This is a genomic window from Myroides sp. C1519, from assembly GCF_038039755.1.
Lineage (GTDB): Bacteria > Bacteroidota > Bacteroidia > Flavobacteriales > Flavobacteriaceae > Flavobacterium > Flavobacterium phaeum_A.
This window is the reverse complement of the sequence record NZ_JBBPHM010000002.1, coordinates 259,770-284,398: the sequence shown is the minus strand read 5'-3', so window position 1 is coordinate 284,398 and position 24,629 is coordinate 259,770. Positions and strand designations below refer to the sequence as shown.

Below are 24,629 nucleotides of genomic sequence, written 5' to 3'. Positions count from 1 at the left end.
CTGTACTAACGCCAAACAAAAAAGCCACTTAACGCAAGTGTTAAGTGGCTTTTTTTGTTTTTATATTATATAATATCGTTTCAAAAAATTCTAAATATAATTTATAATTCTTCAAATGACTCCAATACTTTCCTCATAGAATTTTGTTCTTTTACTTTTCCATTAACAGGAACCCAGGTATATACTTGATAATATTTTCCTGTTCCCTCAACTAAAGCAATATCATAATAAATATCATTCTCGACCAATCTTACATTAAAAGAAAGAAATACAAACTTATTGTTTTTTATAGTTGAATTTTGAATAATGGGCTTACCAATTATACTAAATTTCTTATCAATTTGGTTCAAAAAAATATCCGCATATCCTTCTAAACTATCCGAATAACTTTCCTTAAAAGCAGATGATGCTATTAACTTTGTTAGATTAGACTTAGGCTCTTCAATTACCATTACACATACACCATTAATAGTATTCATATATTGTAATGATGCTTCAGAGTTCAAACCTTCAACTCTTTTTAAATAAGTTGGTAACTCTATAGAGTACTCATTATTAAAATCAACAACCTTAACATCTACTTTATCACTACAATTCAAAAAAAAAGTGGCAATAAAAATTAATCCTCCTATTCTCGTAAACAAACTCATATTTATACTATCAACAAAAATTTTATTTTCTACACTTCTTCATTACCTCAGAAAATAATTCTAAGCTAATTATTTTTTCTTGTTCATCATAGATAGGTGATGTAATCATTAATTCATCCACCTCTAAGATGTCACAAAAACGTTGAACATCCTCGCTTATATCTTCAGGAGTTCCTATAAAAGAACAAGCCGTCATATTATATACTGCCTCTTCTTCTTCAGCAGTCCAAACCCCACTCATAGTTTCACAAGGTTCTTGCATTGGCTTTCTATCATTCCTAATAATCCCTAAAAACATTTTATAAAAAGACGTAGCTAAGAATTGTGCTTTTTCAGACGTTTTTGCAACAATAGCATTTACACAAGCAACAAAATAAGGTTCTTGCAATTGAGAAGATGGCTTAAAATATCTCTTATAAATCCTACTCGCTTGTTGAAGTTGATGAGGAGCGAAATGACTTGCGAAAACATAAGGTAATCCAAGCTCTGCCGCTAAATATGCGCTTTCAGTACTTGAGCCTAATATCCATAAAGGAACATTAGCCCCCTCACCTGGAAAAGCACGAACTTTACATTGCTTATCTGTATTGCTAAAATAATTCTTCAACTCCTCAATTTGATTAGGAAATGAATCCGCTATTTGAACATCATTTCTTCTTAATGCCTTGGCGGTAAGTTGATCTGTTCCAGGAGCACGTCCTAATCCTAAATCAATACGACCAGGATACAATGCATCTAAAGTTCCAAATTGTTCAGCAATAACTAAAGACGAATGATTAGGCAACATAATTCCACCTGACCCCACCTTTATTTTAGACGTGCCACTTGCTACAAATCCTATTAGAACTGATGTAGCAGAAGAAGCTATATTAGCCATATTATGATGTTCTGCCATCCAAAATCTACTATAGTTTAAATTCTCAGCACATTGAGCCAACCTTAAAACACTATGTAAAGTTTGAGTTATACTTTTTCCCTCTCCTACAATTGCAAGATCTAAAAAAGAATAAGGTATTTTATTAGATTTATCTCCCATAACATTCATTTATAATTTCACACAAAATACAAGTTACTTATTTTTATTTTAAAAAATGAATAACGTACACATACCATTCTAAACAAAAAAATCACTCCATCAAAGAAGTGATTTTGTATAACTATCTAATATCAATTGTACAATTAGACAAATCATCAATAATAGCAAGTGATTCTACTCTCACTCCCTTCTCCTCTAATAGCTTTCTGCCATCTTGAAAAGCTTTTTCAATTATAAATCCCATTCCTACAAGATTTGCTCCAGATTGCTCTATTAGATCTAAAACTCCGATTGCAGCATTACCATAAGCTAAAAAATCATCTACAAAAAGAACATTATCCCCAGGCTTTAAAAAGTCTCCACTGATAACAACATCATAAGTTCTATCTTTTGTAAAAGAATGAATCTGTGTATGCAACATATTTTCCATAGTCGCTGGTTTTTTCTTTTTAGCAAAAACCACAGGTAGATTCAATAAATACCCAGTCATAATAGCAGGAGCAATACCACTTGCTTCAATCGTCATAATCTTATTAACATTACTCGAAGCAAAACGACGGACAAATTCTACACCGATTGACTTCATCAAAACAGGGTCCATTTGATGATTAATAAAGCTATCTACTTTTAAAATACCTCCTTCAAAACATTTACCATCTTGAAGAATACGTTGACGTAATAATTCCATTTTTTTGTTGTGTTGTATGTTTTCGATTTAGCATATCAATATACACTAAATTTATTAGTCTGCGAATTTACCATAATCTAACAAACAAGCAATGCAAAACAGATAATAGAATATCTTATAAAAAATACTATGCTGAAATTTAGCAATAAATACACTCCTAATACTTCATTATACTATAAAACACTTTTAATATAATACTTACATATATCAAAAAACCCCAAGTGCGACAAACTTGGGGTTCTTCTAACAAAAATAAACTAACAACTCAATAAACAACAAATACATTAGCATTTGGCAATTTAATTGAATCACATACATAAAGTGCGACAACATTTCTCTATGTAATATCTTCTCTAATATAATAAGCTATATTCAAACTTAGGATAACCACGTTCCCCTTTCTCATTCATAAAACCAAGCATCCTCATTTTATAAAAGTTTCCTTTCGAATCCCTTATAACATAAAAAACATCTCTATTTAAAACCTTAGCATTTGCAACATCTCTCCAACTACCACCAATAGTGGTTAAATCTGAAGATAAATTACTTTCGACAATATCTTGTTTAGCAAACTGTTTATAAAATTTCTTATCACCTTTAGGAATATCAACTTTATATGCTTTAACTCCTGCATAACGATTAATAACTATGAAATCCGAAAAACCATAAGACCCTTTTGGAGTACCATTTTGATCTACTGTATTTGTAAAAACAGTAAAGTTTAAATCCCACTTCTTTTTAGAAGGCTCAACATTTACAACCTTTAGGTCTTTTAAACTAAAAAATTGAAAATTAAAAGCTTCTTTTTTAGAAATAACTACTTCCTTATGCGTTAGGTCACTCAAATTTGCATACTGCAATAAATAACCATCGTTTCTTTTCAAAATACGAATTTTCATCCAACCTCTTTCATCACCAGTAATATTAACAGAGCCAGGTGCTACATTTCCAGTACCAGGAAGAAATCCTAAATTTAAGAGATAAACGTTATTCTCTACATCATTATCACTTACTTTGTTTATTGCAGTAAAATCTAAACTACCCGAAGTATGATCAATATAAGCAGTATTTGCAGCATCAAAAGTTCCTATTTGAACCTGTTTTTTCATTTCACTAACATGACCTTCATTCACTTTATCAATATCATTAAAAGCTAACTTACCAGCTGCCATATAAACAGCTCCATTTATCTTAACCACATCCTCTTTACCAGAATAAAAAGCTAAGTCCCAAGAATCACGTTTAATTGGATAAGTAGCTTTACCTCCTAAGTCCACATATACTTGAAATGGCTGACTTGGTCCACCAATAGCAGGACTCAAAATCCCTCCTAATGCAGCATCAAAACTAATAGCCATTACATCGTATCCTTGAATAAATGAATTAGCCCCCTTATAATTAATTCTTTCTATTTGAAATTGGATGGTCATATCTTGACGTCTCCATGGAAATTCAATATTCTTAAACGTGAATTCAGCTCCTCTATCGCCTTTTACAAAAGGTATAATTAAAACTTCATCTGAAACAGCAGGTAAAGTTTCGAAATCAACTCCATATTCAGCATTAATTGCTTTCACTCGAATCTCTACACTTCCACTTTCAACAGCAACATCAGAAAATATTAATGAAATATTTTTTGTACTCTTTATATCTAAATACGAAATAGACTGTTCTGCAAACGCTACAATAAAATCTCTGCTTTCATTATTACCATTTTTTGAATCCTTTTCGCAAGAAGCAAAAAAACACGTTATCAATAATAATATACTTATTTTAATAAAATTCTTCATTTTCTTTTTCTTCTAAAAACCTAAATCATATTGTAATTTCATAAAAACACTCGTTCCGTATCCTAAAGGAATTGTCGTAACTCCACCATCATGAGCTGTTCCTGCACTTGTTGTTGATTTCAAATATTTTACATCAAATAAATTCCTTATCCCTACAGTTAACATTAACTTTTTATCTAAAAAAGGTTGTCTTGCGGTTAAATCAAGCATTGAATAACTCTCTTGTTTTCCCTTAATATAATATTCTCCAAAAATATCACTCTCCTTTTTATACTTATACTCCTCGCCATTATACTTATAATAAACCGAGAAAACAGATCCTGTTTTAGGTAATCTATAACTAATATTAGCAGTAACTTCAGGTGTATATAAAAACTTATCTACATCTTGAGGAGCATTAAATATTTCTTGAGCAGTACCTGACATAGTAAAACCAAGTCCAAAGTCAAACTGCTTATAACTTAATTGATTCAAAATAGTAAAACCAATATTTCTAAAACGATCAACATTATCATACTCAAATCTCAATCCATCTGGACTAACAATCTCAATCAAATCTATTTTATCTTGAACAGTAAGATATCGACCAGTTAAACTCGTTGTAGCATTAAAATCGTCAGAAAGATTATACTCTTTCTTTAGATTTACAAAAAGAGTTTTTCCTTTCTCAGGACTAAGGTTGGGATTACCTTGTAAGTCGTGATTAACATCTACAAAGTAAGTATAAAGTTCTTCATAATTAGGTAATCTTGGAGAAGTACCTACAGTTGCACGTAATTCATAATCCTTATTAAACACATACTTCATTACTAAACTAAAAGCATGTTGACTTTCAAAAACATTAGAGGTCATTAAACGATATCCAGGTCTCACCATAAATTTAGGAGTAACTGTAATTTCAGAAGAGGCATAAAAATCATAACTTCCCAAAGTTTTCTTTTTAGGTTTCTCTCCTAATAACTCAGTCATACTTGAATACCCTTTATTATTTAAAATTTCATAACCTACTTGAAACTTTGCTTTTTCCCATTTAATAAAATCACTAAAAGTTCCTCTTGAAAACCAAACTTCCTTACTTTCATTTTTAAAAGACTCTCTATCAAACTTTTCATCATACTTAATACGGTAACGATAAGTATCTATGTTCCTTTCTTGTTTTTGATAAGAAAAAGAAAGGTCAAAAAACATTAAATCTCCCATTGTTCCAGAAGTATTTAATACGTTAGACCAACGTTTAGTATTTGTAATTTTATCTTTAGCTGTTGGGTCAATAGTTTCAAAAATGGGATCTTCATTGAATTCATATAAATGAGAATAATTTTTCATACGCTCATCGAAATATTCAAACTTATAAAAAACCCGATATTTACCCTTATGATAATTCAATAATCCTTTAACATTATTCTGATTTTTAGGTAACCAATCATGTCCTCTTTTATCAACATCTCCATAATAATTTTGTCCTTCTCTATCGTTATACCAACCTTTAAAATCATTATGAGTATAACTTATACTTGCATATACATTATCATTAATATTATGTCCTATAGTAATACCTTGGATATGTTTACCTTTATTCTTGAGATTATATTCCTTTCCAACTGTTTCCTCTTGAACAAAAGTTTTTACATTCCAATCATGAATACTATTTTTCTTAGTTATAATATTGATGATTCCTGTAACAGCATTCGCTCCGTAATCAACCCCCATTGCACCTTCTACAATTTCAATTTGCGCAACATCATCCAGGTTTATCTGAGTCAAATCTGTATTATTTCCAAATCCTTCATCACTAATCATAGGCACATTATCAATTAATATTGTAAAATATTGTGCGTCTAATCCAAACATTTTCACAGATGAACGTCCTGTACCTCCGTTAGGCAATATAGAGATATTCATTACCTGATTTAAAGCATCAGCTAAAGTTACAGCTCCTAAATTTTCAATTCTTTGCCTATTTAAAATAGTAACATTATTAACAGCTTTATTTATTGATTGTGGATTATATTGACCTGAAATAACAATTTCTTCTAATTTTTGATCTGGTGAAGCAATAGTATCATTTACTTGTGCTCTTGCCCCTACACTAAAAACTGAATAAAGTCCAAGTGCAATTATTAACTTACGCTTCATTAATATTTTCTTATTATTTATTAAGATAAATTCTCAATTGCAAATATAAGAAATATTATTATTTAAAATGAGTTTAAATAATAATATTTAAAATAAAAAAACGGAGCTTAAAAGCTCCGTTTCAATTATATAACATTACATTAATTCTGTGGTAAAAAAACTTCTGCCATCATACAGCGAGCACTTCCTCCTCCACAAGCTTCAATTGTATCTAAAGAACTATGTAAAATTTCACAATGTTTTTCTATACTTTTAACTTGTACTGGTGTTAAACTATTAAAAGCTTGAGTAGACATTACTAAATATTTCTTGTCATTAGCTCCTTTAACTTGTAACATATTACCCGCAAAGTTATTCACTTGATCTTCAGTAATTGCTATTACTTCTTTACCTGACGTTTTTAAATTATTTAAAACAATCTTTTTCTCTTGTTTATCATCAATACAGTCCAAGCAAATAACGGCAAATGTTTCAGCTAAACACATCATAACATTTGTATGATAGATATGTTTTCTCTCACCATTTACATTTTGAAATGCTTCAAAAATCACAGGGTCCATTTCAAAGTCTTCGCAAAACTCTATTACTAAACCTTCATCTGCACGAGGAGATAATGCACAATATGTTTTTTCATTTACACGATCAAGTAACAAACTGCCTGTTCCTTCTAAAAACAAATCATCTTCCTCAGCTGATGTATAATCCCATACATCATTTATAACAAAGCCCTGTTCTTCTAATGCATCAAGAATATCTTCTCTGCGTTCCCCTCTTCTATTTTCAGCAAACATAGGGTATAAAACTATCTCTCCAGATTCATGAAATGAAATCCAATTATTAGGAAAAATACTATCAGGAGTATCAGGATCAACTGTATCCTCAACAACAATAACATTCACACCTACAGCTCTAAGTTTTTCAACAAACGCATCAAACTCAATTTGAGCTTTTGCGTTAACTGTTGCAGGTGTTAGATTATCTAAAACTTTTTGATAATAATTATTCACAGCAGTTTGCTCATTCATTCTAAAAGCAACTGGGCGAATCATTAATATATTATTTGTAGTTTGACTCATATCTTTTTATATTATTAATCACGTATCAAAGGTAAAGTAGAACATCTTAATAATCCCTCTTGCTTAGCAATTTCTGCATAAGGAATTTCTTCTACAATAAAATTATGATTTCTTAACCAATCATTTAAACGTTTAAAGTTTCTTTCAGAAACAACAACATCTGGAGCTATCGAAAATACATTAGAAAACATATGATACATTTCTTCTCTTTCGATATGAAACAAATTCTCATAACCAAAAAGATCAACTAAATATTGATATTCCTTTTCATCATAAAAGCCACCTTTATATATTATAGCTTTATCTTTTCCAACTGGTTGAAAACAACAATCTAAATGTAAAGCATTATCTCTTGGTTCAACTTTAGACTTAACCAAGTCAAAGCTCTTCACAATTTTATTAGGAAATAGTTCTTTTATAAAGTTTACACCAGCTTCATTAGTCCTTGCAGTAATATAATCTTTATAATCTGGACGTTTATAAGAACCGATAAAAATATGATCATCCCATAACATTACATCACCACCCTCGAAATGAACTTCGTCTGGTGCGGATATAATATCATTATCATTAATTTTATCTAAAACGTAATGTATAGCTTCGAGCTCACGATCTCTATCAGGAAGTATATTAGCCTTAATGAATTTATCTTCAATAACAAAACCAATATCGCGAGTAAAAATTTGATTGTAATCCTCAATTATCTCAGGTCTAAAAACCTGAACATCATATTTCTTAAATACATTATTAAAAGCATCCATTTCAGTTACCATATCAGCTTCTACAGGATAAGTCCCTGCTTTAATATGTTCTAATGATTTTGGATCATACGCTTCTTCAATCGTAGGTGTGGGTCCGATACTGTTAGCAGTACCAAGGACCACAGCCCGCAAACGAGCAGTTTCATTGGTTACATGTAGTTTTAACATAATAGTCATTTTCCACAAATATAACAAAAAAGGACTCCGAATAATCAAGACAATAAATAATGTCGCAAATAAATAAAGCCACTAAAAAGTGGCTTTATAATTTACATAGCAAAAAGCTAATTATTTTCTTTCATCAATTGGAACAAAACTTCTTAAAGCTTCCCCTACATATAATTGACGAGGTCTTCCAATTGGTTCTTTATTAATTCTCATTTCTTTCCATTGAGCAATCCAACCAGGTAAACGTCCAATAGCGAACATTACAGTAAACATTTCAGTTGGAATACCTAATGCTCTATAAATAATTCCTGAATAGAAATCAACATTAGGATATAAGTGTCTTTCTACGAAATAAGGATCTTTTAATGCAGCTTCTTCTAATTTTTTAGCAATCTCTAAAACTGGATCATCAACACCTAACTTACTAAGAACTTCATCTGCTGCCTTCTTAATAATACGAGCTCTTGGATCAAAGTTTTTATAAACTCTATGTCCGAATCCCATTAATCTAAAAGCATCATCTTTATCTTTAGCTTTTGCAATATATTTATCCACATCACCACCATCATTTTGAATAGCTTCTAACATTTCAAGAACTGCTTGGTTAGCACCACCGTGTAATGGTCCCCATAAAGCAGAAACTCCAGCAGAAACAGAAGCAAAAAGACCTGCGTGAGAAGATCCTACTATTCTTACTGTAGACGTAGAACAGTTTTGCTCATGATCAGCATGCAAAATAAATAATTTATCTATTGCATTTTTAATTACAGGATCAATTTCGTACGGTTGAGTTGGTAAAGCAAACATCAAACGTAAAAAGTTATCTACATAACTTTTAGTATTATCATAATAATTTAAAGGATAACCTTTAGCTTTTCTATGAGTCCATGTTGCAATAACCAAAAACTTACTCATAGTTTTACATACTGCATCATATAAATCTTTCTCACATTCAGCATTTACAACCTTTGGATTAAAAGCAGTTAAAGCACTTGTCAAAGAAGCTAAAACCCCCATAGGGTGTGCAGTTTTAGGAAATCCGTCAATGATATTTTTCATTTCTTCATTAACTAAAGAATGTCTTCTAATATCATTTTCAAATTTCTCGATTTGCTCTTTAGTAGGTAATTCACCAAAGATAATTAAATATGCTACTTCTAAAAAGTTTGATTTACCAGCTAAATCTTCAATCGAGTATCCTCTATACCTTAAAATTCCTTTTTCACCATCAAGAAAAGTAATTGCACTTTTACAAGACCCAGAATTCTTATAACCTGGATCATAAGTGATAGCCCCTGTTAATGCACGTAATTTAAGGATATCAATTGCTACTTCATCTTCTGTACCAACTAACACTGGAAACTCGTGTCTTTGACCATCAACTTCTATATAAGCTGTTTTAGACATATTGTTATTATTTTATTTTTTCATTACTAAATTAAATCTTTGCTATTTATTAAAAAACCAAAGAAATTCAGAAGGAAAGATACGACTTATTATGCATACATACAAGTTTAAACACAACCTAAACACATAGAATTATACTTAAAAATTAAGCTTTGACATTGAACGACATCATATCGAAATTTAACCTAAAGTATATTTCATTTTTCTCAATAAAAATCTTAAAAAACAAAACAATCAAAAACCTAAAAAAATAGAAAAAAGAAAGCTTTTATAGCTCACCTAAGTTTCATAACAGTAAAAAGAATAACTAATAATGTAAAAGAGCGATAACATTTGATTGTTATCGCTCTTTACTATATAATAAATAAAATATATTACTTCACTTTAAAAGCATTGCTTTGAGGATAGTAAGCAACATCTCCTAACTCCTCTTCAATTCTAAGCAATTGGTTATATTTAGCCATACGATCAGAACGAGAAGCAGAACCAGTTTTAATTTGTCCACAATTTAAAGCCACAGCTAAATCGGCAATAGTGCTATCTTCTGTTTCACCAGAACGATGAGACATCACTGATGTATAACCAGCATTTTTAGCCATATTAACAGCAGCGATAGTTTCTGTTAATGTACCTATTTGATTAACTTTAATTAAAATTGAATTTGCAATACTACCTTCAATTCCTTTTGATAAACGCTCTACATTTGTTACAAACAAATCATCTCCAACTAATTGAACTTTATCTCCAATTCTTTCAGTTAAATACTTCCATCCTTCCCAATCATCTTCTTGCATTCCATCTTCAATTGAAATAATAGGATATTTTGCTGCTAATTCAGCAAGATAATCAGCTTGTTCTTTAGAAGTACGTACTTTACCTAAATCACCTTCGAACTTAGTATAATCATACTTCCCATCAACATAAAATTCGGACGCTGCACAGTCTAATGCAATCATAATTTCATCACCAAATCTATATCCTGCATTTTCAACCGCTTTTTTGATAGAGTCTAATGCATCTTCAGTTCCTTTCAAAGTTGGAGCAAAACCACCTTCATCACCAACAGCTGTACTCAATCCTCTTTCGTGAAGAACCTTCTTCAAATGATGAAAAATTTCTGTCCCCATTTGCATAGCATGTGTGAATGTGATAGCTTTAACAGGCATGATCATAAACTCTTGAAATGCTATCGGTGCGTCTGAATGAGAACCTCCATTAATAATATTCATCATAGGTACTGGTAAAGTATTAGCAGAAACACCACCTACATAACGATACAATGGTATATTCAATTCTGCTGCTGCTGCTCTGGCAACTGCAAGAGAAACACCTAAAATCGCATTTGCTCCTAAATTACCTTTATTTGAAGTTCCATCAAGTTCAATCATTAGTTGATCAATAGTATTTTGTTCAAAAACACTAACACCAACTACATGTTCTGCAATAATACTATTAACATTATCAACTGCTTTCAAAACTCCTTTACCCATAAATGCTTTTCCACCATCACGTAACTCCACAGCTTCGTGTTCACCAGTAGATGCTCCAGAAGGAACAGCAGCTCTACCTAAAAAACCATTCTCAGTAATTACATCAACTTCAACAGTAGGATTACCTCTTGAATCTAAGATTTGACGTGCATGCACACTTACAATTGTACTCATATATTGTGTCTTAAAATTTAGTATAAACAAATTTACAAATTAAAAAAGAGGTATTCCTATAATTCAACGAAATACTAATAAAAAACCAAAAAAAAAGAGCTTATTAAGCTCCTTTCTTTTTTGTCATACTCTGTACGAACTCATCAAATAAATATCTTGAATCATGTGGACCAGGACTTGATTCAGGGTGATACTGTACTGAAAAGACATCTCTGTCTACCATTTTCATACCAGCTACTGTACCATCATTTAAATGCACATGTGTTAATTCTAATTTTGGATGTTTATCTAATGCAGACTTTTCAATAGCAAAACCATGATTCTGAGAAGTAATCTCTCCTCTACCTGTTTTTCTATTCATAATAGGATGGTTAACACCTCTATGTCCACTAAACATTTTAAATGTAGAAACACCTTGTGAGAGACCTATCAATTGATGTCCTAAACAAATTCCAAAAACTGGTTTACCTGAATCTATAACCTTATTCACTGTATCTAAAACACCAAGTGATGCAAGAGCTTTAGGATCACCAGGTCCATTAGATAAGAAATATCCATCAGCTCCAAAAGCTTCTAACTCAGCAAAAGAAACATCATAAGGGAATACCTTTACAAAACAATCACGCTCTTCAAAGCAACGTAAAATATTAGTTTTAATACCAAAATCCACTGCTGCAACCTTAAAAGTAGCAGAACTATCTCCAAAAGTATAAGCCTCTTTTGTAGACACCTTTGATGAAAGTTCTAAACCATCCATTGAAGGAACATTACTTAGTAATTCCTTCAATTCAGAAACAGACTTACCATCAGTAGATATAATTGCATTCATTGCACCATTATCACGGATATGAGCAGTTAAAGCACGAGTATCGACATCAGAAATAGCTACCAAGTTTGCCTCCTTTAAGTAAGTAAACAAATCAGAATCAGAATCTACACGTGAATGATTAAAACTAAAATTCTTACAAACTAAACCTGCTATCTTAATACTATCCGAATCAACTTCATTATTATTAACTCCATAATTTCCAATATGCGCAGTAGTAGCTAACATAATTTGACCAAAATAAGATGGATCAGTGAATATCTCTTGATATCCCGTCATACCCGTATTAAAGCAGATTTCACCAAATGCAGTACCTTCTATACCAATTGATTTACCATAAAAAACAGTTCCATCTTTTAAAACTAAAAGAGCCTTTTTTCTTTCTATATATTCCATAATAAAGTTGTGTTGTATGAATTACAAAAATAAAAAAAAAGGACAACCCTAAAAGGGTGTCCTTTAATATAATTAATAATAAATAATTTTAAAAAAACTATTCATTAGTATTTGCTTCAGTTGCAGGAGCTTCAGTTGCTTTTTTCTTACCTCTACGAGTGTTAGATTTTTTAGCATCTTTCTTAGCAACATTATAGATTTCATTGAAATCTACTAATTCGATCATTGCCATATCAGCGTTATCACCTAAACGGTTACCTAACTTAATGATACGAGTATATCCTCCTGGACGATCTCCAACTTTTTGAGCAACCTCTCTAAAAAGTTCAGTAACAGCCTCTTTGCTTCTTAAATAAGAGAAAACAACGCGACGGTTATGAGTATCGTCAGTTTTAGATTTAGTTACTAATGGTTCAATAAACTGTTTTAAAGCTTTAGCTTTAGCAACAGTAGTATTGATACGCTTGTGCTCAATTAAAGAACAAGCCATATTAGCCAACATAGAATTTCTATGTCCAGCTTTTCTACCTAAATGATTTATTTTCTTTCCGTGTCTCATTTCTTTCTAGAATTTAGACTTAAAGTCTATATTATTCTTTATCTAATTTGTATTTTGATAGATCCATACCGAAATTAAGTCCTTTAACAGCTACTAACTCTTCTAATTCAGAAAGAGATTTCTTACCGAAATTTCTAAACTTCATTAAGTCATTTTTGTTAAATGAAACTAAGTCTCCTAATGTATCTACTTCAGCCGCTTTCAAACAATTCAATGCTCTAACTGAAAGATCAAGATCTACCAATTTAGTTTTAAGAAGCTGTCTCATATGAAGAGATTCCTCGTCATACGATTCAGTTTGTGCAATCTCATCAGCCTCCAAAGTAATTCTCTCATCAGAGAATAACATAAAGTGGTGGATTAAAGTTTTTGCAGCTTCTGTTAACGCATCTTTTGGATGAATAGAACCATCTGTAATGATATCAAAAACTAACTTTTCGTAGTCAGTTTTTTGTTCAACACGATAGTTTTCTATAGCATACTTAACGTTCTTAACTGGAGTATAAATTGAGTCAGTAAAGATAGTACCAATAGGTGCATTAGGTTTTCTATTCTCTTCAGCTGGTACATAACCTCTTCCCTTCTCAATAGTAAGATCCATATTAATAGTTACATTACTATCCAAGTTACAGATAACTAATTCTGGGTTCAGAACTTGGAAACTTGAAATAAATTTCTGGAAGTCTCCTGCAGTTAACTGTTCTTTTCCTGAGAAAGAAATACTTACAGTTTCATTATCTACATCTTCTATTTGACGTTTAAAACGAACTTGTTTTAAGTTAAGAATGATTTCAGTAACATCCTCAACTACACCAGCGATAGTAGAAAACTCATGATCCACACCCTCGATACGAACTGAAGTAATAGCATATCCTTCAAGTGAAGAAAGAAGAACTCTTCTTAATGCATTACCTATAGTCAATCCATATCCCGGTTCTAAAGGTCTAAATTCGAATTTACCCTTAAAATCGGTCGAATCAATCATGATAACTTTATCGGGCTTTTGAAAATTAAATATTGCCATATTTGTTTCGACTGAATGTCAATTATTATTTGTTGTACAACTCTACGATTAACTGTTCTTTGATGTTTTCAGGAACTTGAAGTCTTTGAGGTACAGAAACGAAAGTACCTTCTAAAGTTTCAGGATTCCAAGTAATCCATTCATAAACAGCACTAGAATTAGATAATGAACGTTCGATTGTTTCTAAAGATTTTGATTTAGCACGAACAGCTACTTTATCACCAGGTTTTAATTGGTATGAAGGAATGTTAACCAATTCTCCATTTACAGTAATATGTCTGTGAGAAACGATTTGACGTGCAGCTCTACGAGAAGGAGCGATACCCATTCTGTAAACAACGTTATCTAATCTTGACTCACATAATTGGATCAAAACTTCACCTGTTACTCCACGAGCAGCAGATGCTTTTTTGAATAAATTACTGAATTGTTTTTCTAAAATACCATAAGTATATTTAGCTTTTTGTTTCTCCATCAATTGGACAGCGTACTCAGATTTTTTACCTCTCTTTTTTGCTAATCCGTGTTGCCCTGGAGGGTAATTTCTTTTTTCGAATGATTTATCATCACCAAAAATTGCTTCACCGAACTTACGAGCGATTTTCGTTTGTGGACCAGTATATCTTGCCATTTCTAAAAATTAAAAAAAGGTAGGGATTATGAATTCAGGTCACTTTCCTTCGATAATCTATTCCTACCTTAGGTTATACTATAAAATTAAACTCTTCTTCTTTTCGGAGGACGACATCCGTTGTGTGGCATTGGAGTAATATCGATAATCTCTGTTACTTCAATTCCGTTGTTATGTAAAGATCTGATAGCAGATTCTCTTCCGTTACCTGGTCCTTTAACATAAACTTTTACTTTTTTCAATCCTGCCTCAAGTGCAACTTTACCGCAATCTTCTGCAGCCATTTGAGCAGCGTAAGGCGTGTTCTTTTTAGAACCTCTGAATCCCATTTTACCTGCTGATGACCAAGAAATCACTTCACCTTTTTTATTAGTCAATGAAATGATGATATTGTTAAATGTCGCATTAATATGAGCTTCACCTGTTGCTTCAACAAGTACTTTACGTTTTTTTGTATTCGCTTTAGCCATATTACTACTTATTATTTAGTTGCTTTTTTCTTGTTAGCAACAGTTTTTCTTTTACCTTTTCTTGTTCTAGAGTTGTTTTTAGTTCTTTGTCCTCTTAAAGGAAGACCAACTCTATGACGGATACCTCTGTAGCATCCAATATCCATTAAACGTTTGATATTTAATGAAATTTCAGAACGTAATTCACCTTCAATAGTGAAATGAGAAACGGCTTCACGAATAGCTCCGATCTCGTCATCATTCCATTCTTGAACTTTTTTATCTTCGCTAACTTGCGCTCTTCCAAGAATTTCTTTAGCTCTGCTTGAACCAATTCCGAAAATATAAGTTAAAGCAATAACTCCTCTTTTGTGTTTAGGTATGTCTACCCCTGCGATTCTTGCCATAATTATCCTTGTCTTTGTTTAAATCTAGGATTCTTTTTATTAATAACGTAAAGTCTACCTTTTCTACGTACTATAATGCACTCGGCACTTCTTTTTTTAACTGATGCTCTTACTTTCATTTTAATAGCCTCTTTAATATCTATAAGTAATTCTTGCTTTGGTCAAATCGTAAGGGCTCATTTCCAATTTAACTCGGTCACCTGGTAACAACTTAATGTAGTGCATACGCATTTTTCCAGATATATGAGCGATTACTATATGTCCATTTTCTAATTCCACACGGAACATTGCATTTGATAATGCTTCAATGATTGAACCGTCTTGTTCTATTGCTGATTGTTTTGCCATAAAAAATTAAGCTATTGCTTTCCTATTTTTACCACTCGTCATCATACCATCATACTGTTTATTCAGCAAGTATGAATTAACTTGTTGTATTGTATCGATTACAACACTAACCATAATCAATAACGACGTTCCACCGTAAAACATTGCCCAACCTTGTTGAACTCCTAATAAACTAACTACAATAGCAGGAAAAATTGCTATCAAAGCCAGATAAAGAGACCCTGGGAATGTAATTAACGACATAATTCTATCTAAGTAATCAGCAGTGTCAGATCCTGGCTTAACACCTGGGATAAATCCACCACTTCTCTTAAGATCGTCTGCCATTTTATTAGTAGGTACTGTAATTGCGGTGTAAAAGTACGTAAAAATTATGATTAATAAAGCAAAAAGTAAATTATACTGCCATCCGAACACATTATGGAATGTAGAACTGATTGATTTAGCAGTATCAGAAGTAGATAAACCAGCTACTGCAGCTGGCACGAACATAATTGCTTGAGCAAAAATGATCGGCATTACTCCTGAAGCATTTAGCTTTAAAGGGATCCACTGACGATTACCGCCTAACATAGATTGATCATAAGTCCCCGAAGCACTTCTTCTTGCATATTGAACCGGTATACGTCTCACTGCAAGAGTTAAATAGATACAAGCAACAATGATTAACAACCATAAAATTACTTCTATAACCACCAACATTGGTCCTCCATTATTATCAGTGATTCTTGATTGGAATTCTTGGATGAAAGACATTGGAAGTCTTGCAATAATACCAACCATAATCAATAATGAAATACCATTTCCAATACCTTTATCAGTAATTTTCTCACCTAACCACATTGCAAAAATAGTTCCGGTAACTAGTATAATTACTGAAGAAAACAAGAATGAGAAAGAATTGAAACCTAACAAAAATGCATCTGATGGTAGTTGGACATACAAGTTATAGATATAGCTAGGTCCTTGTAATAAAGTAATACCAATAGTTAACCATCTTGTTATCTGGTTCATTTTCTTTCTACCGCTTTCCCCATCATTTTGGAGTTTCTGAAGATAAGGAACCGCGATTCCCATCAACTGAACAACAATGGAAGCAGAAATATAAGGCATAATACCTAATGCAAATACAGATGCTTGCGAAAATGCACCACCTGTAAAAACATTAATCAACCAACCAATACCTTGGTCAGTTTGCTCTGTTAAAGCTTGCAATTTCGTTGCGTCAATACCTGGAAGGGTTACTTGTGTACCAAAACGGTACACAAGTAATAATCCCAATGTTATCAAGATTTTGTTCTTCAACTCCTCTATTTTCCAAATACTGGCTAATGTTTCAAAAAACTTCTTCATCTTGTTTATTAAGATTTTATAACTTTACAATTTCTCCTCCAGCTGCCTCGATTGCTTCAATAGCAGATGCTGAAAACTTGTGTGCAGAAACTTTCAATTTTGCTTTGATTTCTCCACGCCCTAAAACCTTAACCAAACTATTCTTAGAAGTTAATCCTAACTCAACTAAAAGAGCGAAATCAACAGTATCTGTAATCACTCCGCTATCAACTAAAGACTGTAATTTCTCTAAGTTAATAACATCATATTCTACTCTATTGATATTTTTGAAACCAAATTTAGGAACACGTCTTTGAAGTGGCATTTGCCCTCCTTCAAATCCGATCTTTTTAGAATATCCTGAACGTGATTTAGCTCCTTTATGTCCTTTTGTAGAAGTTCCTCCTTTTCCAGAACCTTCACCACGACCAACACGTTTGTTTTGGTTGTGTACTGAACCGTTAGCTGGTTGTAAATTACTTAAATTCATACTTTACAATATTATTTAATTTCTTCTACAGAAACTAAGTGTTGAACTTTATTTACCATTCCTAAAATAGCAGATGTAGACTCATGTTCTACTACCTGTCCCATTTTACGAAGTCCTAAAGCCTCTAATGTTCTCTTTTGATTAAGAGGACAATTAATTTGGCTTCTTACTTGTTTTACTTTAATCTTTGACATAATTCTTTCAAATTAACCTTTAAATACTTTTTCTAAAGAAATTCCTCTTTGTTTTGCAACTGTAGAAGCACTTCTTAGGCGTAATAAAGCATCGAAAGTAGCTTTCACCACGTTATGTGGGTTAGAAGAACCTTGAGATTTAGATAATAAATCCGTGATTCCTACAGATTCCACAACCGATCTAACAGAACCTCCAGCGATAACTCCAGTACCTAAAGATGCAGGCATCAATAAAACTCTTGCTCCACTAAATTTTCCTTTTTGCTCGTGAGGAATAGTATGTCCGTTTAAAGGAATTCTAACTAGATTTTTCTTAGCATCCTCTACTGCTTTAGCGATTGCTTCAGAAACGTCTTTTGATTTACCCAAACCATGACCCACTACACCGTTTTCATCACCTACAACAACTACAGCTGAGAATCCAAAAGCTCTTCCCCCTTTAGTTACTTTGGTAACACGATTTACACTAACCAAACGATCTTTTAAATCAAGACCACTTGGTTTTACAAATTCTACGTTTTTATAATTTTGATACATAACTAATTAGAATTTTAATCCAGCTTCTCTAGCTCCTTCTGCTAATGATTTAACACGTCCGTGGTATAAATAACCGCTTCTATCAAAAGATACAGTTTCAACCCCAGCTTTTAAAGCTTTCTCTGCAATTAGTTTCCCAACCGATGCAGCAGTTTCAATATTGGTTCCTCTTGTTATACCTGCTTCTCTTGAAGATGCAGCAGCAAGAGTTACTCCATTCACGTCATCTATAACTTGTGCATAGATTTCTTTATTACTTCTGAAAACAGAAAGTCTTGGTTGAGCAGGAGTACCGCTAACTGTCTTTCTGATTCTGAATTTTATACGTTGTCTTCTCTCAGATTTTGTTAATGACATAGTCTTAATTTTTAAGCTGATTTACCTGCTTTTCTTCTTAACTCTTCACCCACAAACTTGATACCTTTACCTTTGTAAGGTTCTGGTTTACGGTATGAACGGATTTTAGCTGCAACTTGACCAACTAATTGTTTGTCAAATGAAGTTAATTTAATGATAGGGTTTTTACCTTTTTCAGATATAGTTTCCACATTAACTTCTGGCGCAACATTCAACACAATATTGTGAGAGAATCCTAAAGCTAAATCTAATTTTTGTCCTTGGTTAGAAGCACGATATCCTACCCCAACCAATTCTAAACTGATAGTAAATCCTTCAGAAACACCAGTGATCATGTTATTGATTAAACTACGGTATAAACCGTGTTGTGCTCTTTCTTCTTTTGCATCAGAAGAACGCTCAACAATAACTTGATTTTCTTCAACTTTAACACTAACTGTATTAAATTTCTGAGTAAGTTCTCCTAATTTACCTTTTACAACAACTTCTCCTTCGTTAACTGTTACAGTTACACCAGCAGGAATTGCTATTGGACTTTTTCCTATTCTTGACATCTCTTAGTCTTTTTAAATTAGTATACGTAACAAACTACTTCTCCACCAACGTTTAATTGTTTCGCTTGTTTTCCTGTCATCAATCCTCTTGAAGTTGACACGATAGCGATTCCTAAACCATTTAAGATTCTTGGAAGGTCTGTTGCAGAAGCGTATTTACGCAAACCTGGTTTACTAATTCTTTGGATATCTCTAATTACAGACTCTTTCGTGTCTTTATCATATTTTAGAGCTATTTTGATTGTACCTTGAACTGTACTGTCATCAAATTTATAGCTTAAGATATATCCTTGATCGAATAAAATTTTTGTGATTTCTTTTTTGAAATTAGATGCTGGGATTTCAACCACTTTGTGGTTTGCTCTAACAGCGTTTCTAACTCTTGTAAGGAAATCTGCTATTGGATCTGTATACATTGTTTTTACCTTTAAATCTTAATTACCAACTTGCCTTTTTAACACCAGGTATTAACCCATTGTTTGCCATCTCACGGAAAGTAACACGAGAAATACCGAATTGACGCATATACCCTCTTGGTCTACCTGTCAATTTACATCTGTTGTGTAAACGTACTGGTGAAGCATTTTTAGGTAACAGTTGTAATCCTTCGTAGTCACCTGCCTCTAAAAGAGCTTTTCTTTTAGCAGCATATTTATCTACTAATGCCTGTCTTTTAACCTCACGGGCTTTCATTGATTCTTTAGCCATACTTAATTCTTTTTAAAAGGTAATCCTAATTCAGCAAGTAAAGATTTCGCTTCTTTATCTGTATTAGCAGATGTAACGAAAGTGATATCAAAACCAGCGATTTTGTTTACTTTATCGATGTTGATTTCAGGGAAAATAATTTGCTCAGTAACACCTAAGTTATAATTTCCTCTTCCGTCAAATCCATCAGATTTAATACCAGAAAAATCTCTAACTCGTGGTAAAGCTGAAGTAACTAAACGGTCTAAAAACTCGTACATTTTCTCTCCACGTAACGTTACTTTTGCCCCAATTGGCATTCCTTTTCTTAATTTGAAAGAAGCAACGTCTTTCTTAGAAATTGTTGCAACTGCTTTCTGTCCTGTAATTTTAGTTAACTCCTCAACAGCGTAATCAACTAATTTTTTGTCAGAAACAGCAGCACCAACTCCACGGCTAACAACGATTTTCTCAAGTTTAGGAACTTGCATTACGTTTTTATAACCGAATTCCTCAGTAAGAGCAGAGATAACTCTGCTTTTATATTCTTCTTTAAGTCTTGGTATATAAGCCATAACTATAATACTTGATTTGATTTTTTAGAAACTCTTACATTTTTTCCATTTTCTTCTTTGATAGCTACTTTAGTAACTTCATTAGTCTTAGGATCAACGATCGCTAAGTTAGAAATATGAATCGGAGCTTCTTTTTTAACAATTCCACCTTGAGGGTTAGAAGCACTTGGCTTAACATGTTTTGAAATCATGTTAACTCCTTCAACAATAGCTTTGTTCTTTTCACGTAATACACGTACGATTTTACCTTCTGATCCTTTGTGATCTCCAGCGATAACTCGTACTGTATCTCCTGTTTTTATCTTTAGCTTAATCATGTTTAGAACGAATTACAACACCTCAGGTGCTAATGATACAATTTTCATGAATTGTCTTTCACGAAGTTCTCTTGCTACTGGACCAAAAACACGAGTTCCTTTCATCTCACCTGCAGCATTCAATAATACACAAGCGTTATCATCGAATCTGATGTAAGATCCATCAGCTCTTCTCACTTCTTTTTTGGTACGCACAACTACTGCAGTTGAAACAGCTCCTTTCTTAACGCTTCCGTTTGGAGTTGCTTCTTTAATAGAAACTACAATTTTATCACCTACAGAGGCATAACGACGTTTCGTTCCTCCTAAAACACGGATAGTCAAAACTTCTTTTGCTCCTGTGTTATCTGCTACTTTAAGTCTAGATTCTTGTTGTACCATAATTATTTCGCTCTTTCAATGATTTCAACTAATCTCCAACATTTAGATTTAGATACTGGACGAGTCTCCATAATCTTAACTGTATCTCCAATGTTGCAGTCATTTGTTTCGTCGTGTGCAACGTATTTCTTCGTTTTCAACACGAACTTACCATATAATGGGTGTTTAACTCTTTTTACTTCAGCTACAACGATAGATTTCTCCATTTTGTTGCTAGTAACAACACCTATTCTTTCTTTTCTTAATTTTCTATTTTCCATCTTTCGGCAAAATACAATTATTGTAACTCTCTTTTGCTTAGTTCAGTTTTAACTCTTGCAATACTTCTTCTAATTGATTTAATTTGAAGAGGATTCTCGATTGGAGAAACTGCATGAGAAGACTTTAAGCTGTTATATGTGCTAGTCAACTGGTTTAGTTGATCTTGTAATTCAGCTACAGATAGATTTACTATTTCTGATTGTTTCATGATAAAATTTTATTATGCTTCGAAATCTCTAGCAATTACAAATTTAGTTTTTACAGGAAGTTTTTGAGCTGCAAGACGCAAAGCTTCTTTAGCTACTGAAATTGGCACTCCACCAACTTCGAACATGATTCTTCCTGGTTTTACCACAGCAACCCAGTATTCTACTGCACCTTTACCTTTACCCATACGTACTTCGAGAGGTTTCTTAGTGATCGGTTTGTCTGGGAAAATTTTAATCCATAACTGCCCTTCACGTTTCATAAAACGAGTAGCAGCGATACGCGCTGCCTCGATTTGACGTGAAGTAATAAATGCAGAGTCCATAGATTTGATTCCAAACATACCATTTGAAAGTTCATGCCCTCTTTGAGAAATCCCTTTCATTTTACCTTTCTGTACCTTACGGTATTTTGTTCTTTTAGGCTGTAACATTTTTCTTCAGTTTAAAAATTACTTTCTTTTGCGTGGGTTAGATTTACCTTTTGGAGACCCTGATGATTTGGATTGTTTTTTATCCATACCAGCTAACGGAGAAAGATCTCTTTTACCGTAAACTTCACCTTTCATGATCCACACTTTGATTCCCATTCTACCGTAAGTAGTGTGAGCTTCTGCAAGTGCATAATCAATATCAGCTCTGAAAGTTGATAATGGAATTCTTCCTTCTTTGAATGTTTCAGAACGTGCCATTTCAGCTCCGTTTAAACGACCAGAAATCATTACTTTGATTCCTTCTGCATTCATTCTCATCGCTGCAGCCATAGCCATACGGATAGCTCTACGGTAAGAAATTCTGTTTTCGATTTGACGAGCGATACTAGCAGCCACTAAATATCCATCAATCTCAGGACGTTTGATTTCAAAGATGTTGATTTGAACTTCCTTATCAGTAATCTTTTTCAATTCTTCTTTTAACTTGTCTACCTCTTGTCCACCTTTTCCGATAATGATACCAGGTCTAGCAGTAGTGATAGTAACGGTTACAAGCTTCAAAGTTCTCTCAATGATTACTTTAGATACACTAGCTTTTGATAAACGAGCATGGATGTACTTTCTGATTTTGTGATCTTCAGCGATTTTATCACCGTAGTCGTTTCCACCATACCAGTTTGAGTCCCATCCTCTGATAATACCAAGGCGATTCCCGATTGGATTAGTTTTTTGTCCCATACTGTTTACTAATTGCTTTGTGTGTTATTATTAGATCCTAATACGATTGTAACGTGATTAGAACGTTTTCTGATTCTGTGTGCTCTTCCTTGAGGTGCTGGACGAAGTCTTTTCAACATCATACCACCATCAACTCTGATTTCTTTAACGATCAATCCAGCTTCTTCAATGTTTGAATCACTGTTTTTCGCTTGCCAGTTTGCAATAGCAGACAAAAGTAATTTCTCTAATTTACGAGAAGCTTCTTTTGAACTGAATCTTAATATATTTAGAGCTTTTTCTACTTTCTGACCTCTTACTAAATCCGCAACTAAGCGCATTTTTCTAGGAGAAGTAGGGCAATTGTTTAGCTTAGCAAAAGCAACTTGCTTATTAGCTTCTTTAACTTGCTCTGCTCTTTCTCTTTTACGAACTCCCATAGCTTCTTATTATTTTTTACCTTTATTCTTTGCACCAGCGTGACCTCTAAAAGATCTTGTTGGCGAAAACTCACCTAATTTATGTCCTACCATGTTCTCTGTAACATACACAGGAACAAATTGACGACCATTATGTACTGCAATAGTTTGTCCAACGAAGTCTGGAGTAATCATAGAAGCTCTTGACCAAGTCTTGATAACTCCTTTACCACCAGCTTCAACATTTTGTTGAACCTTTTTCTCTAATTTGAAGTGAACATAAGGTCCCTTTTTTAACGAACGTGCCATGTCTTAATCTTTTATTTCTTTCTACGTTCAACGATATACTTATTACTCGCCTTAACTTTAGAACGAGTTCTGTACCCTTTAGCAGGCATTCCATTTCTAGAACGTGGGTGTCCTCCTGACGAACGACCTTCTCCACCTCCCATTGGGTGATCTACTGGGTTCATTGCTACTGGTCTAGTTCTAGGTCTTCTTCCTAACCATCTTGATCTACCAGCTTTACCTGAAACGATTAATTGGTGATCGTGATTAGAAACAGCTCCGATAGTAGCCATACACTCTAACAAAATCAAACGGATTTCTCCAGAAGGCATTTTGATTGTAGCATATTTACCATCTCTAGCAACTAATTGAGCAAAAGTTCCTGCTGAACGAGCGATAACAGCACCTTGTCCAGGGCGTAACTCGATACAAGAAATAACTGTTCCTAATGGAATAGTTTTTAAAGTCATTGCATTTCCAACTTCTGGTGAAGCATCAGGTCCTGAAACTACAGTTTGTCCAACTTTCATACCGCTTTGAGCAATGATGTATGATTTAGCTCCATCTGCATAAGCGATCAATGAAATGAACGCTGATCTGTTTGGATCATACTCAATTGTCTTAACAGTAGCTGGGATACCTGCTTTAGTTCTTTTGAAATCTACAACACGGTATCTTTGCTTATGACCACCACCCATGTAGCGCATGGTCATTTTTCCTTGACTATTTCTACCTCCAGATTTTTTTTTCGGTGCTAGTAAACTACGCTCCGGCTTATCAGTTGTTATAGCGTCAAAACTATTTACAACTCTAAAACGCTGACCTGGGGTAATAGGTTTTAATTTTCTAACTGACATTACTTAT

Annotated in this window: 35 protein-coding genes; all 35 read right to left on the bottom strand. The window is 33.1% G+C overall.

Annotation, left to right across the window (positions count from 1 at the left end; genetic code table 11):
* Positions 1 to 101: 101 nt before the first annotated feature.
* Complete coding sequence (locus AABL81_RS02695; protein ID WP_341340296.1) at positions 102 to 650, bottom strand: hypothetical protein; 549 nt, start codon at positions 648 to 650, stop codon at positions 102 to 104.
* A gap of 22 nt (positions 651 to 672) precedes the next feature.
* Positions 673 to 1,686 carry an LLM class flavin-dependent oxidoreductase gene (locus AABL81_RS02690; protein ID WP_158209373.1) on the bottom strand — a complete coding sequence of 338 codons (1,014 nt, stop codon included), beginning with the start codon at positions 1,684 to 1,686 and terminating at the stop codon, positions 673 to 675.
* Between the two features lie 121 nt (positions 1,687 to 1,807).
* Complete coding sequence (gene xpt / locus AABL81_RS02685) at positions 1,808 to 2,374, bottom strand: xanthine phosphoribosyltransferase (protein ID WP_158209374.1); 567 nt, start codon at positions 2,372 to 2,374, stop codon at positions 1,808 to 1,810.
* A gap of 353 nt (positions 2,375 to 2,727) precedes the next feature.
* Entirely contained in the window at positions 2,728 to 4,164 is a 1,437-nt protein-coding gene (locus tag AABL81_RS02680) for an HmuY family protein (RefSeq protein WP_158209375.1), read from the bottom strand.
* 12 nt (positions 4,165 to 4,176) lie between these two features.
* Positions 4,177 to 6,300: a TonB-dependent receptor plug domain-containing protein gene (locus tag AABL81_RS02675; protein ID WP_158209376.1), complete on the bottom strand. Its 2,124-nt coding sequence runs from the start codon at positions 6,298 to 6,300 to the stop codon at positions 4,177 to 4,179.
* A gap of 140 nt (positions 6,301 to 6,440) precedes the next feature.
* Positions 6,441 to 7,376 (bottom strand): citrulline utilization hydrolase CtlX, encoded by a 936-nt coding sequence (ctlX, locus tag AABL81_RS02670; RefSeq protein WP_341340295.1) that lies wholly within the window; start codon positions 7,374 to 7,376, stop codon positions 6,441 to 6,443.
* 14 nt (positions 7,377 to 7,390) lie between these two features.
* Entirely contained in the window at positions 7,391 to 8,305 is a 915-nt protein-coding gene (locus tag AABL81_RS02665; RefSeq protein WP_341340294.1) for a dimethylarginine dimethylaminohydrolase family protein, read from the bottom strand.
* 120 nt (positions 8,306 to 8,425) lie between these two features.
* Positions 8,426 to 9,712 carry a citrate synthase gene (locus tag AABL81_RS02660; RefSeq protein ID WP_158209379.1) on the bottom strand — a complete coding sequence of 429 codons (1,287 nt, stop codon included), beginning with the start codon at positions 9,710 to 9,712 and terminating at the stop codon, positions 8,426 to 8,428.
* Positions 9,713 to 10,086: 374 nt separating this feature from the next.
* Positions 10,087 to 11,376 (bottom strand): phosphopyruvate hydratase, encoded by a 1,290-nt coding sequence (gene eno, locus AABL81_RS02655; protein WP_158209380.1) that lies wholly within the window; start codon positions 11,374 to 11,376, stop codon positions 10,087 to 10,089.
* 103 nt (positions 11,377 to 11,479) lie between these two features.
* Positions 11,480 to 12,598, bottom strand: coding sequence for a glutamine-hydrolyzing carbamoyl-phosphate synthase small subunit (carA, locus tag AABL81_RS02650; protein WP_341340293.1), 1,119 nt, complete (start codon positions 12,596 to 12,598; stop codon positions 11,480 to 11,482).
* A gap of 97 nt (positions 12,599 to 12,695) precedes the next feature.
* Positions 12,696 to 13,157 (bottom strand): 50S ribosomal protein L17, encoded by a 462-nt coding sequence (gene rplQ, locus AABL81_RS02645; protein ID WP_158209382.1) that lies wholly within the window; start codon positions 13,155 to 13,157, stop codon positions 12,696 to 12,698.
* 31 nt (positions 13,158 to 13,188) lie between these two features.
* Positions 13,189 to 14,181: a DNA-directed RNA polymerase subunit alpha gene (locus AABL81_RS02640; RefSeq protein WP_158209383.1), complete on the bottom strand. Its 993-nt coding sequence runs from the start codon at positions 14,179 to 14,181 to the stop codon at positions 13,189 to 13,191.
* A gap of 25 nt (positions 14,182 to 14,206) precedes the next feature.
* A complete protein-coding gene (rpsD, locus tag AABL81_RS02635; protein ID WP_158209384.1) occupies positions 14,207 to 14,812 on the bottom strand; it encodes a 30S ribosomal protein S4 in 606 nt (201 codons plus the stop codon).
* An 86-nt stretch (positions 14,813 to 14,898) separates the two neighbouring features.
* Positions 14,899 to 15,282 (bottom strand): 30S ribosomal protein S11, encoded by a 384-nt coding sequence (gene rpsK, locus AABL81_RS02630; RefSeq protein WP_090410236.1) that lies wholly within the window; start codon positions 15,280 to 15,282, stop codon positions 14,899 to 14,901.
* Between the two features lie 11 nt (positions 15,283 to 15,293).
* Complete coding sequence (gene rpsM / locus AABL81_RS02625; RefSeq protein WP_158209385.1) at positions 15,294 to 15,668, bottom strand: 30S ribosomal protein S13; 375 nt, start codon at positions 15,666 to 15,668, stop codon at positions 15,294 to 15,296.
* Positions 15,669 to 15,670: 2 nt separating this feature from the next.
* Positions 15,671 to 15,787 carry a type B 50S ribosomal protein L36 gene (gene ykgO / locus AABL81_RS02620; protein WP_002987490.1) on the bottom strand — a complete coding sequence of 39 codons (117 nt, stop codon included), beginning with the start codon at positions 15,785 to 15,787 and terminating at the stop codon, positions 15,671 to 15,673.
* Between the two features lie 13 nt (positions 15,788 to 15,800).
* Positions 15,801 to 16,016 carry a translation initiation factor IF-1 gene (gene infA / locus AABL81_RS02615; protein ID WP_090410234.1) on the bottom strand — a complete coding sequence of 72 codons (216 nt, stop codon included), beginning with the start codon at positions 16,014 to 16,016 and terminating at the stop codon, positions 15,801 to 15,803.
* A gap of 6 nt (positions 16,017 to 16,022) precedes the next feature.
* Positions 16,023 to 17,369: a preprotein translocase subunit SecY gene (secY, locus tag AABL81_RS02610; RefSeq protein WP_090410233.1), complete on the bottom strand. Its 1,347-nt coding sequence runs from the start codon at positions 17,367 to 17,369 to the stop codon at positions 16,023 to 16,025.
* Between the two features lie 16 nt (positions 17,370 to 17,385).
* A complete protein-coding gene (gene rplO / locus AABL81_RS02605; protein WP_090410232.1) occupies positions 17,386 to 17,838 on the bottom strand; it encodes a 50S ribosomal protein L15 in 453 nt (150 codons plus the stop codon).
* Positions 17,839 to 17,849: 11 nt separating this feature from the next.
* Positions 17,850 to 18,032 carry a 50S ribosomal protein L30 gene (gene rpmD, locus AABL81_RS02600; protein WP_090410231.1) on the bottom strand — a complete coding sequence of 61 codons (183 nt, stop codon included), beginning with the start codon at positions 18,030 to 18,032 and terminating at the stop codon, positions 17,850 to 17,852.
* A gap of 12 nt (positions 18,033 to 18,044) precedes the next feature.
* Positions 18,045 to 18,569, bottom strand: coding sequence for a 30S ribosomal protein S5 (gene rpsE, locus AABL81_RS02595; RefSeq protein WP_158209386.1), 525 nt, complete (start codon positions 18,567 to 18,569; stop codon positions 18,045 to 18,047).
* A 6-nt stretch (positions 18,570 to 18,575) separates the two neighbouring features.
* Entirely contained in the window at positions 18,576 to 18,926 is a 351-nt protein-coding gene (rplR, locus tag AABL81_RS02590) for a 50S ribosomal protein L18 (RefSeq protein WP_158209387.1), read from the bottom strand.
* 11 nt (positions 18,927 to 18,937) lie between these two features.
* The gene (rplF, locus tag AABL81_RS02585) at positions 18,938 to 19,480 is read right to left on the bottom strand and encodes a 50S ribosomal protein L6 (protein ID WP_158209388.1); all 543 of its coding nucleotides are present in this window, start codon (positions 19,478 to 19,480) and stop codon (positions 18,938 to 18,940) included.
* Between the two features lie 17 nt (positions 19,481 to 19,497).
* Complete coding sequence (rpsH, locus tag AABL81_RS02580) at positions 19,498 to 19,896, bottom strand: 30S ribosomal protein S8 (RefSeq protein ID WP_090410227.1); 399 nt, start codon at positions 19,894 to 19,896, stop codon at positions 19,498 to 19,500.
* Positions 19,897 to 19,918: 22 nt separating this feature from the next.
* The gene (gene rpsN / locus AABL81_RS02575; RefSeq protein WP_090410226.1) at positions 19,919 to 20,188 is read right to left on the bottom strand and encodes a 30S ribosomal protein S14; all 270 of its coding nucleotides are present in this window, start codon (positions 20,186 to 20,188) and stop codon (positions 19,919 to 19,921) included.
* 2 nt (positions 20,189 to 20,190) lie between these two features.
* The gene (rplE, locus tag AABL81_RS02570; protein ID WP_090410225.1) at positions 20,191 to 20,742 is read right to left on the bottom strand and encodes a 50S ribosomal protein L5; all 552 of its coding nucleotides are present in this window, start codon (positions 20,740 to 20,742) and stop codon (positions 20,191 to 20,193) included.
* A gap of 2 nt (positions 20,743 to 20,744) precedes the next feature.
* Positions 20,745 to 21,059, bottom strand: coding sequence for a 50S ribosomal protein L24 (gene rplX / locus AABL81_RS02565; protein ID WP_090410224.1), 315 nt, complete (start codon positions 21,057 to 21,059; stop codon positions 20,745 to 20,747).
* 12 nt (positions 21,060 to 21,071) lie between these two features.
* Complete coding sequence (rplN, locus tag AABL81_RS02560; RefSeq protein ID WP_090410223.1) at positions 21,072 to 21,440, bottom strand: 50S ribosomal protein L14; 369 nt, start codon at positions 21,438 to 21,440, stop codon at positions 21,072 to 21,074.
* Positions 21,441 to 21,442: 2 nt separating this feature from the next.
* Positions 21,443 to 21,700 (bottom strand): 30S ribosomal protein S17, encoded by a 258-nt coding sequence (gene rpsQ, locus AABL81_RS02555; RefSeq protein WP_090410222.1) that lies wholly within the window; start codon positions 21,698 to 21,700, stop codon positions 21,443 to 21,445.
* 17 nt (positions 21,701 to 21,717) lie between these two features.
* Entirely contained in the window at positions 21,718 to 21,909 is a 192-nt protein-coding gene (gene rpmC, locus AABL81_RS02550; RefSeq protein ID WP_090410221.1) for a 50S ribosomal protein L29, read from the bottom strand.
* A 12-nt stretch (positions 21,910 to 21,921) separates the two neighbouring features.
* A complete protein-coding gene (gene rplP / locus AABL81_RS02545) occupies positions 21,922 to 22,341 on the bottom strand; it encodes a 50S ribosomal protein L16 (protein WP_090410220.1) in 420 nt (139 codons plus the stop codon).
* 18 nt (positions 22,342 to 22,359) lie between these two features.
* Positions 22,360 to 23,079 carry a 30S ribosomal protein S3 gene (gene rpsC, locus AABL81_RS02540; RefSeq protein WP_090410219.1) on the bottom strand — a complete coding sequence of 240 codons (720 nt, stop codon included), beginning with the start codon at positions 23,077 to 23,079 and terminating at the stop codon, positions 22,360 to 22,362.
* 8 nt (positions 23,080 to 23,087) lie between these two features.
* Entirely contained in the window at positions 23,088 to 23,498 is a 411-nt protein-coding gene (gene rplV, locus AABL81_RS02535; RefSeq protein WP_090410218.1) for a 50S ribosomal protein L22, read from the bottom strand.
* A gap of 9 nt (positions 23,499 to 23,507) precedes the next feature.
* On the bottom strand, positions 23,508 to 23,786 hold the full coding sequence (gene rpsS / locus AABL81_RS02530) for a 30S ribosomal protein S19 (RefSeq protein ID WP_090410217.1): 279 nt from the start codon (positions 23,784 to 23,786) through the stop codon (positions 23,508 to 23,510).
* An 11-nt stretch (positions 23,787 to 23,797) separates the two neighbouring features.
* Positions 23,798 to 24,622 carry a 50S ribosomal protein L2 gene (gene rplB, locus AABL81_RS02525; protein ID WP_090410216.1) on the bottom strand — a complete coding sequence of 275 codons (825 nt, stop codon included), beginning with the start codon at positions 24,620 to 24,622 and terminating at the stop codon, positions 23,798 to 23,800.
* Between the last annotated feature and the right edge of the window lie 7 nt (positions 24,623 to 24,629).

Coding starts and splice junctions, on each gene's coding strand:
- AABL81_RS02695 (WP_341340296.1), bottom strand. CDS start 650: ATGAGTTTGTTTACGAGAATAGGAGGATTAATTTTTATTGCCACTTTT.
- AABL81_RS02690 (WP_158209373.1), bottom strand. CDS start 1,686: ATGGGAGATAAATCTAATAAAATACCTTATTCTTTTTTAGATCTTGCA.
- xpt (WP_158209374.1), bottom strand. CDS start 2,374: ATGGAATTATTACGTCAACGTATTCTTCAAGATGGTAAATGTTTTGAA.
- AABL81_RS02680 (WP_158209375.1), bottom strand. CDS start 4,164: ATGAAGAATTTTATTAAAATAAGTATATTATTATTGATAACGTGTTTT.
- AABL81_RS02675 (WP_158209376.1), bottom strand. CDS start 6,300: ATGAAGCGTAAGTTAATAATTGCACTTGGACTTTATTCAGTTTTTAGT.
- ctlX (WP_341340295.1), bottom strand. CDS start 7,376: ATGAGTCAAACTACAAATAATATATTAATGATTCGCCCAGTTGCTTTT.
- AABL81_RS02665 (WP_341340294.1), bottom strand. CDS start 8,305: ATGTTAAAACTACATGTAACCAATGAAACTGCTCGTTTGCGGGCTGTG.
- AABL81_RS02660 (WP_158209379.1), bottom strand. CDS start 9,712: ATGTCTAAAACAGCTTATATAGAAGTTGATGGTCAAAGACACGAGTTT.
- eno (WP_158209380.1), bottom strand. CDS start 11,376: ATGAGTACAATTGTAAGTGTGCATGCACGTCAAATCTTAGATTCAAGA.
- carA (WP_341340293.1), bottom strand. CDS start 12,598: ATGGAATATATAGAAAGAAAAAAGGCTCTTTTAGTTTTAAAAGATGGA.
- rplQ (WP_158209382.1), bottom strand. CDS start 13,157: ATGAGACACGGAAAGAAAATAAATCATTTAGGTAGAAAAGCTGGACAT.
- AABL81_RS02640 (WP_158209383.1), bottom strand. CDS start 14,181: ATGGCAATATTTAATTTTCAAAAGCCCGATAAAGTTATCATGATTGAT.
- rpsD (WP_158209384.1), bottom strand. CDS start 14,812: ATGGCAAGATATACTGGTCCACAAACGAAAATCGCTCGTAAGTTCGGT.
- rpsK (WP_090410236.1), bottom strand. CDS start 15,282: ATGGCTAAAGCGAATACAAAAAAACGTAAAGTACTTGTTGAAGCAACA.
- rpsM (WP_158209385.1), bottom strand. CDS start 15,668: ATGGCAAGAATCGCAGGGGTAGACATACCTAAACACAAAAGAGGAGTT.
- ykgO (WP_002987490.1), bottom strand. CDS start 15,787: ATGAAAGTAAGAGCATCAGTTAAAAAAAGAAGTGCCGAGTGCATTATA.
- infA (WP_090410234.1), bottom strand. CDS start 16,016: ATGGCAAAACAATCAGCAATAGAACAAGACGGTTCAATCATTGAAGCA.
- secY (WP_090410233.1), bottom strand. CDS start 17,369: ATGAAGAAGTTTTTTGAAACATTAGCCAGTATTTGGAAAATAGAGGAG.
- rplO (WP_090410232.1), bottom strand. CDS start 17,838: ATGAATTTAAGTAATTTACAACCAGCTAACGGTTCAGTACACAACCAA.
- rpmD (WP_090410231.1), bottom strand. CDS start 18,032: ATGTCAAAGATTAAAGTAAAACAAGTAAGAAGCCAAATTAATTGTCCT.
- rpsE (WP_158209386.1), bottom strand. CDS start 18,569: ATGTATCAAAATTATAAAAACGTAGAATTTGTAAAACCAAGTGGTCTT.
- rplR (WP_158209387.1), bottom strand. CDS start 18,926: ATGTCATTAACAAAATCTGAGAGAAGACAACGTATAAAATTCAGAATC.
- rplF (WP_158209388.1), bottom strand. CDS start 19,480: ATGTCAAGAATAGGAAAAAGTCCAATAGCAATTCCTGCTGGTGTAACT.
- rpsH (WP_090410227.1), bottom strand. CDS start 19,896: ATGTATACAGATCCAATAGCAGATTTCCTTACAAGAGTTAGAAACGCT.
- rpsN (WP_090410226.1), bottom strand. CDS start 20,188: ATGGCTAAAGAATCAATGAAAGCCCGTGAGGTTAAAAGACAGGCATTA.
- rplE (WP_090410225.1), bottom strand. CDS start 20,742: ATGGCTTATATACCAAGACTTAAAGAAGAATATAAAAGCAGAGTTATC.
- rplX (WP_090410224.1), bottom strand. CDS start 21,059: ATGATTAAGCTAAAGATAAAAACAGGAGATACAGTACGAGTTATCGCT.
- rplN (WP_090410223.1), bottom strand. CDS start 21,440: ATGGTACAACAAGAATCTAGACTTAAAGTAGCAGATAACACAGGAGCA.
- rpsQ (WP_090410222.1), bottom strand. CDS start 21,700: ATGGAAAATAGAAAATTAAGAAAAGAAAGAATAGGTGTTGTTACTAGC.
- rpmC (WP_090410221.1), bottom strand. CDS start 21,909: ATGAAACAATCAGAAATAGTAAATCTATCTGTAGCTGAATTACAAGAT.
- rplP (WP_090410220.1), bottom strand. CDS start 22,341: ATGTTACAGCCTAAAAGAACAAAATACCGTAAGGTACAGAAAGGTAAA.
- rpsC (WP_090410219.1), bottom strand. CDS start 23,079: ATGGGACAAAAAACTAATCCAATCGGGAATCGCCTTGGTATTATCAGA.
- rplV (WP_090410218.1), bottom strand. CDS start 23,498: ATGGGAGTTCGTAAAAGAGAAAGAGCAGAGCAAGTTAAAGAAGCTAAT.
- rpsS (WP_090410217.1), bottom strand. CDS start 23,786: ATGGCACGTTCGTTAAAAAAGGGACCTTATGTTCACTTCAAATTAGAG.
- rplB (WP_090410216.1), bottom strand. CDS start 24,622: ATGTCAGTTAGAAAATTAAAACCTATTACCCCAGGTCAGCGTTTTAGA.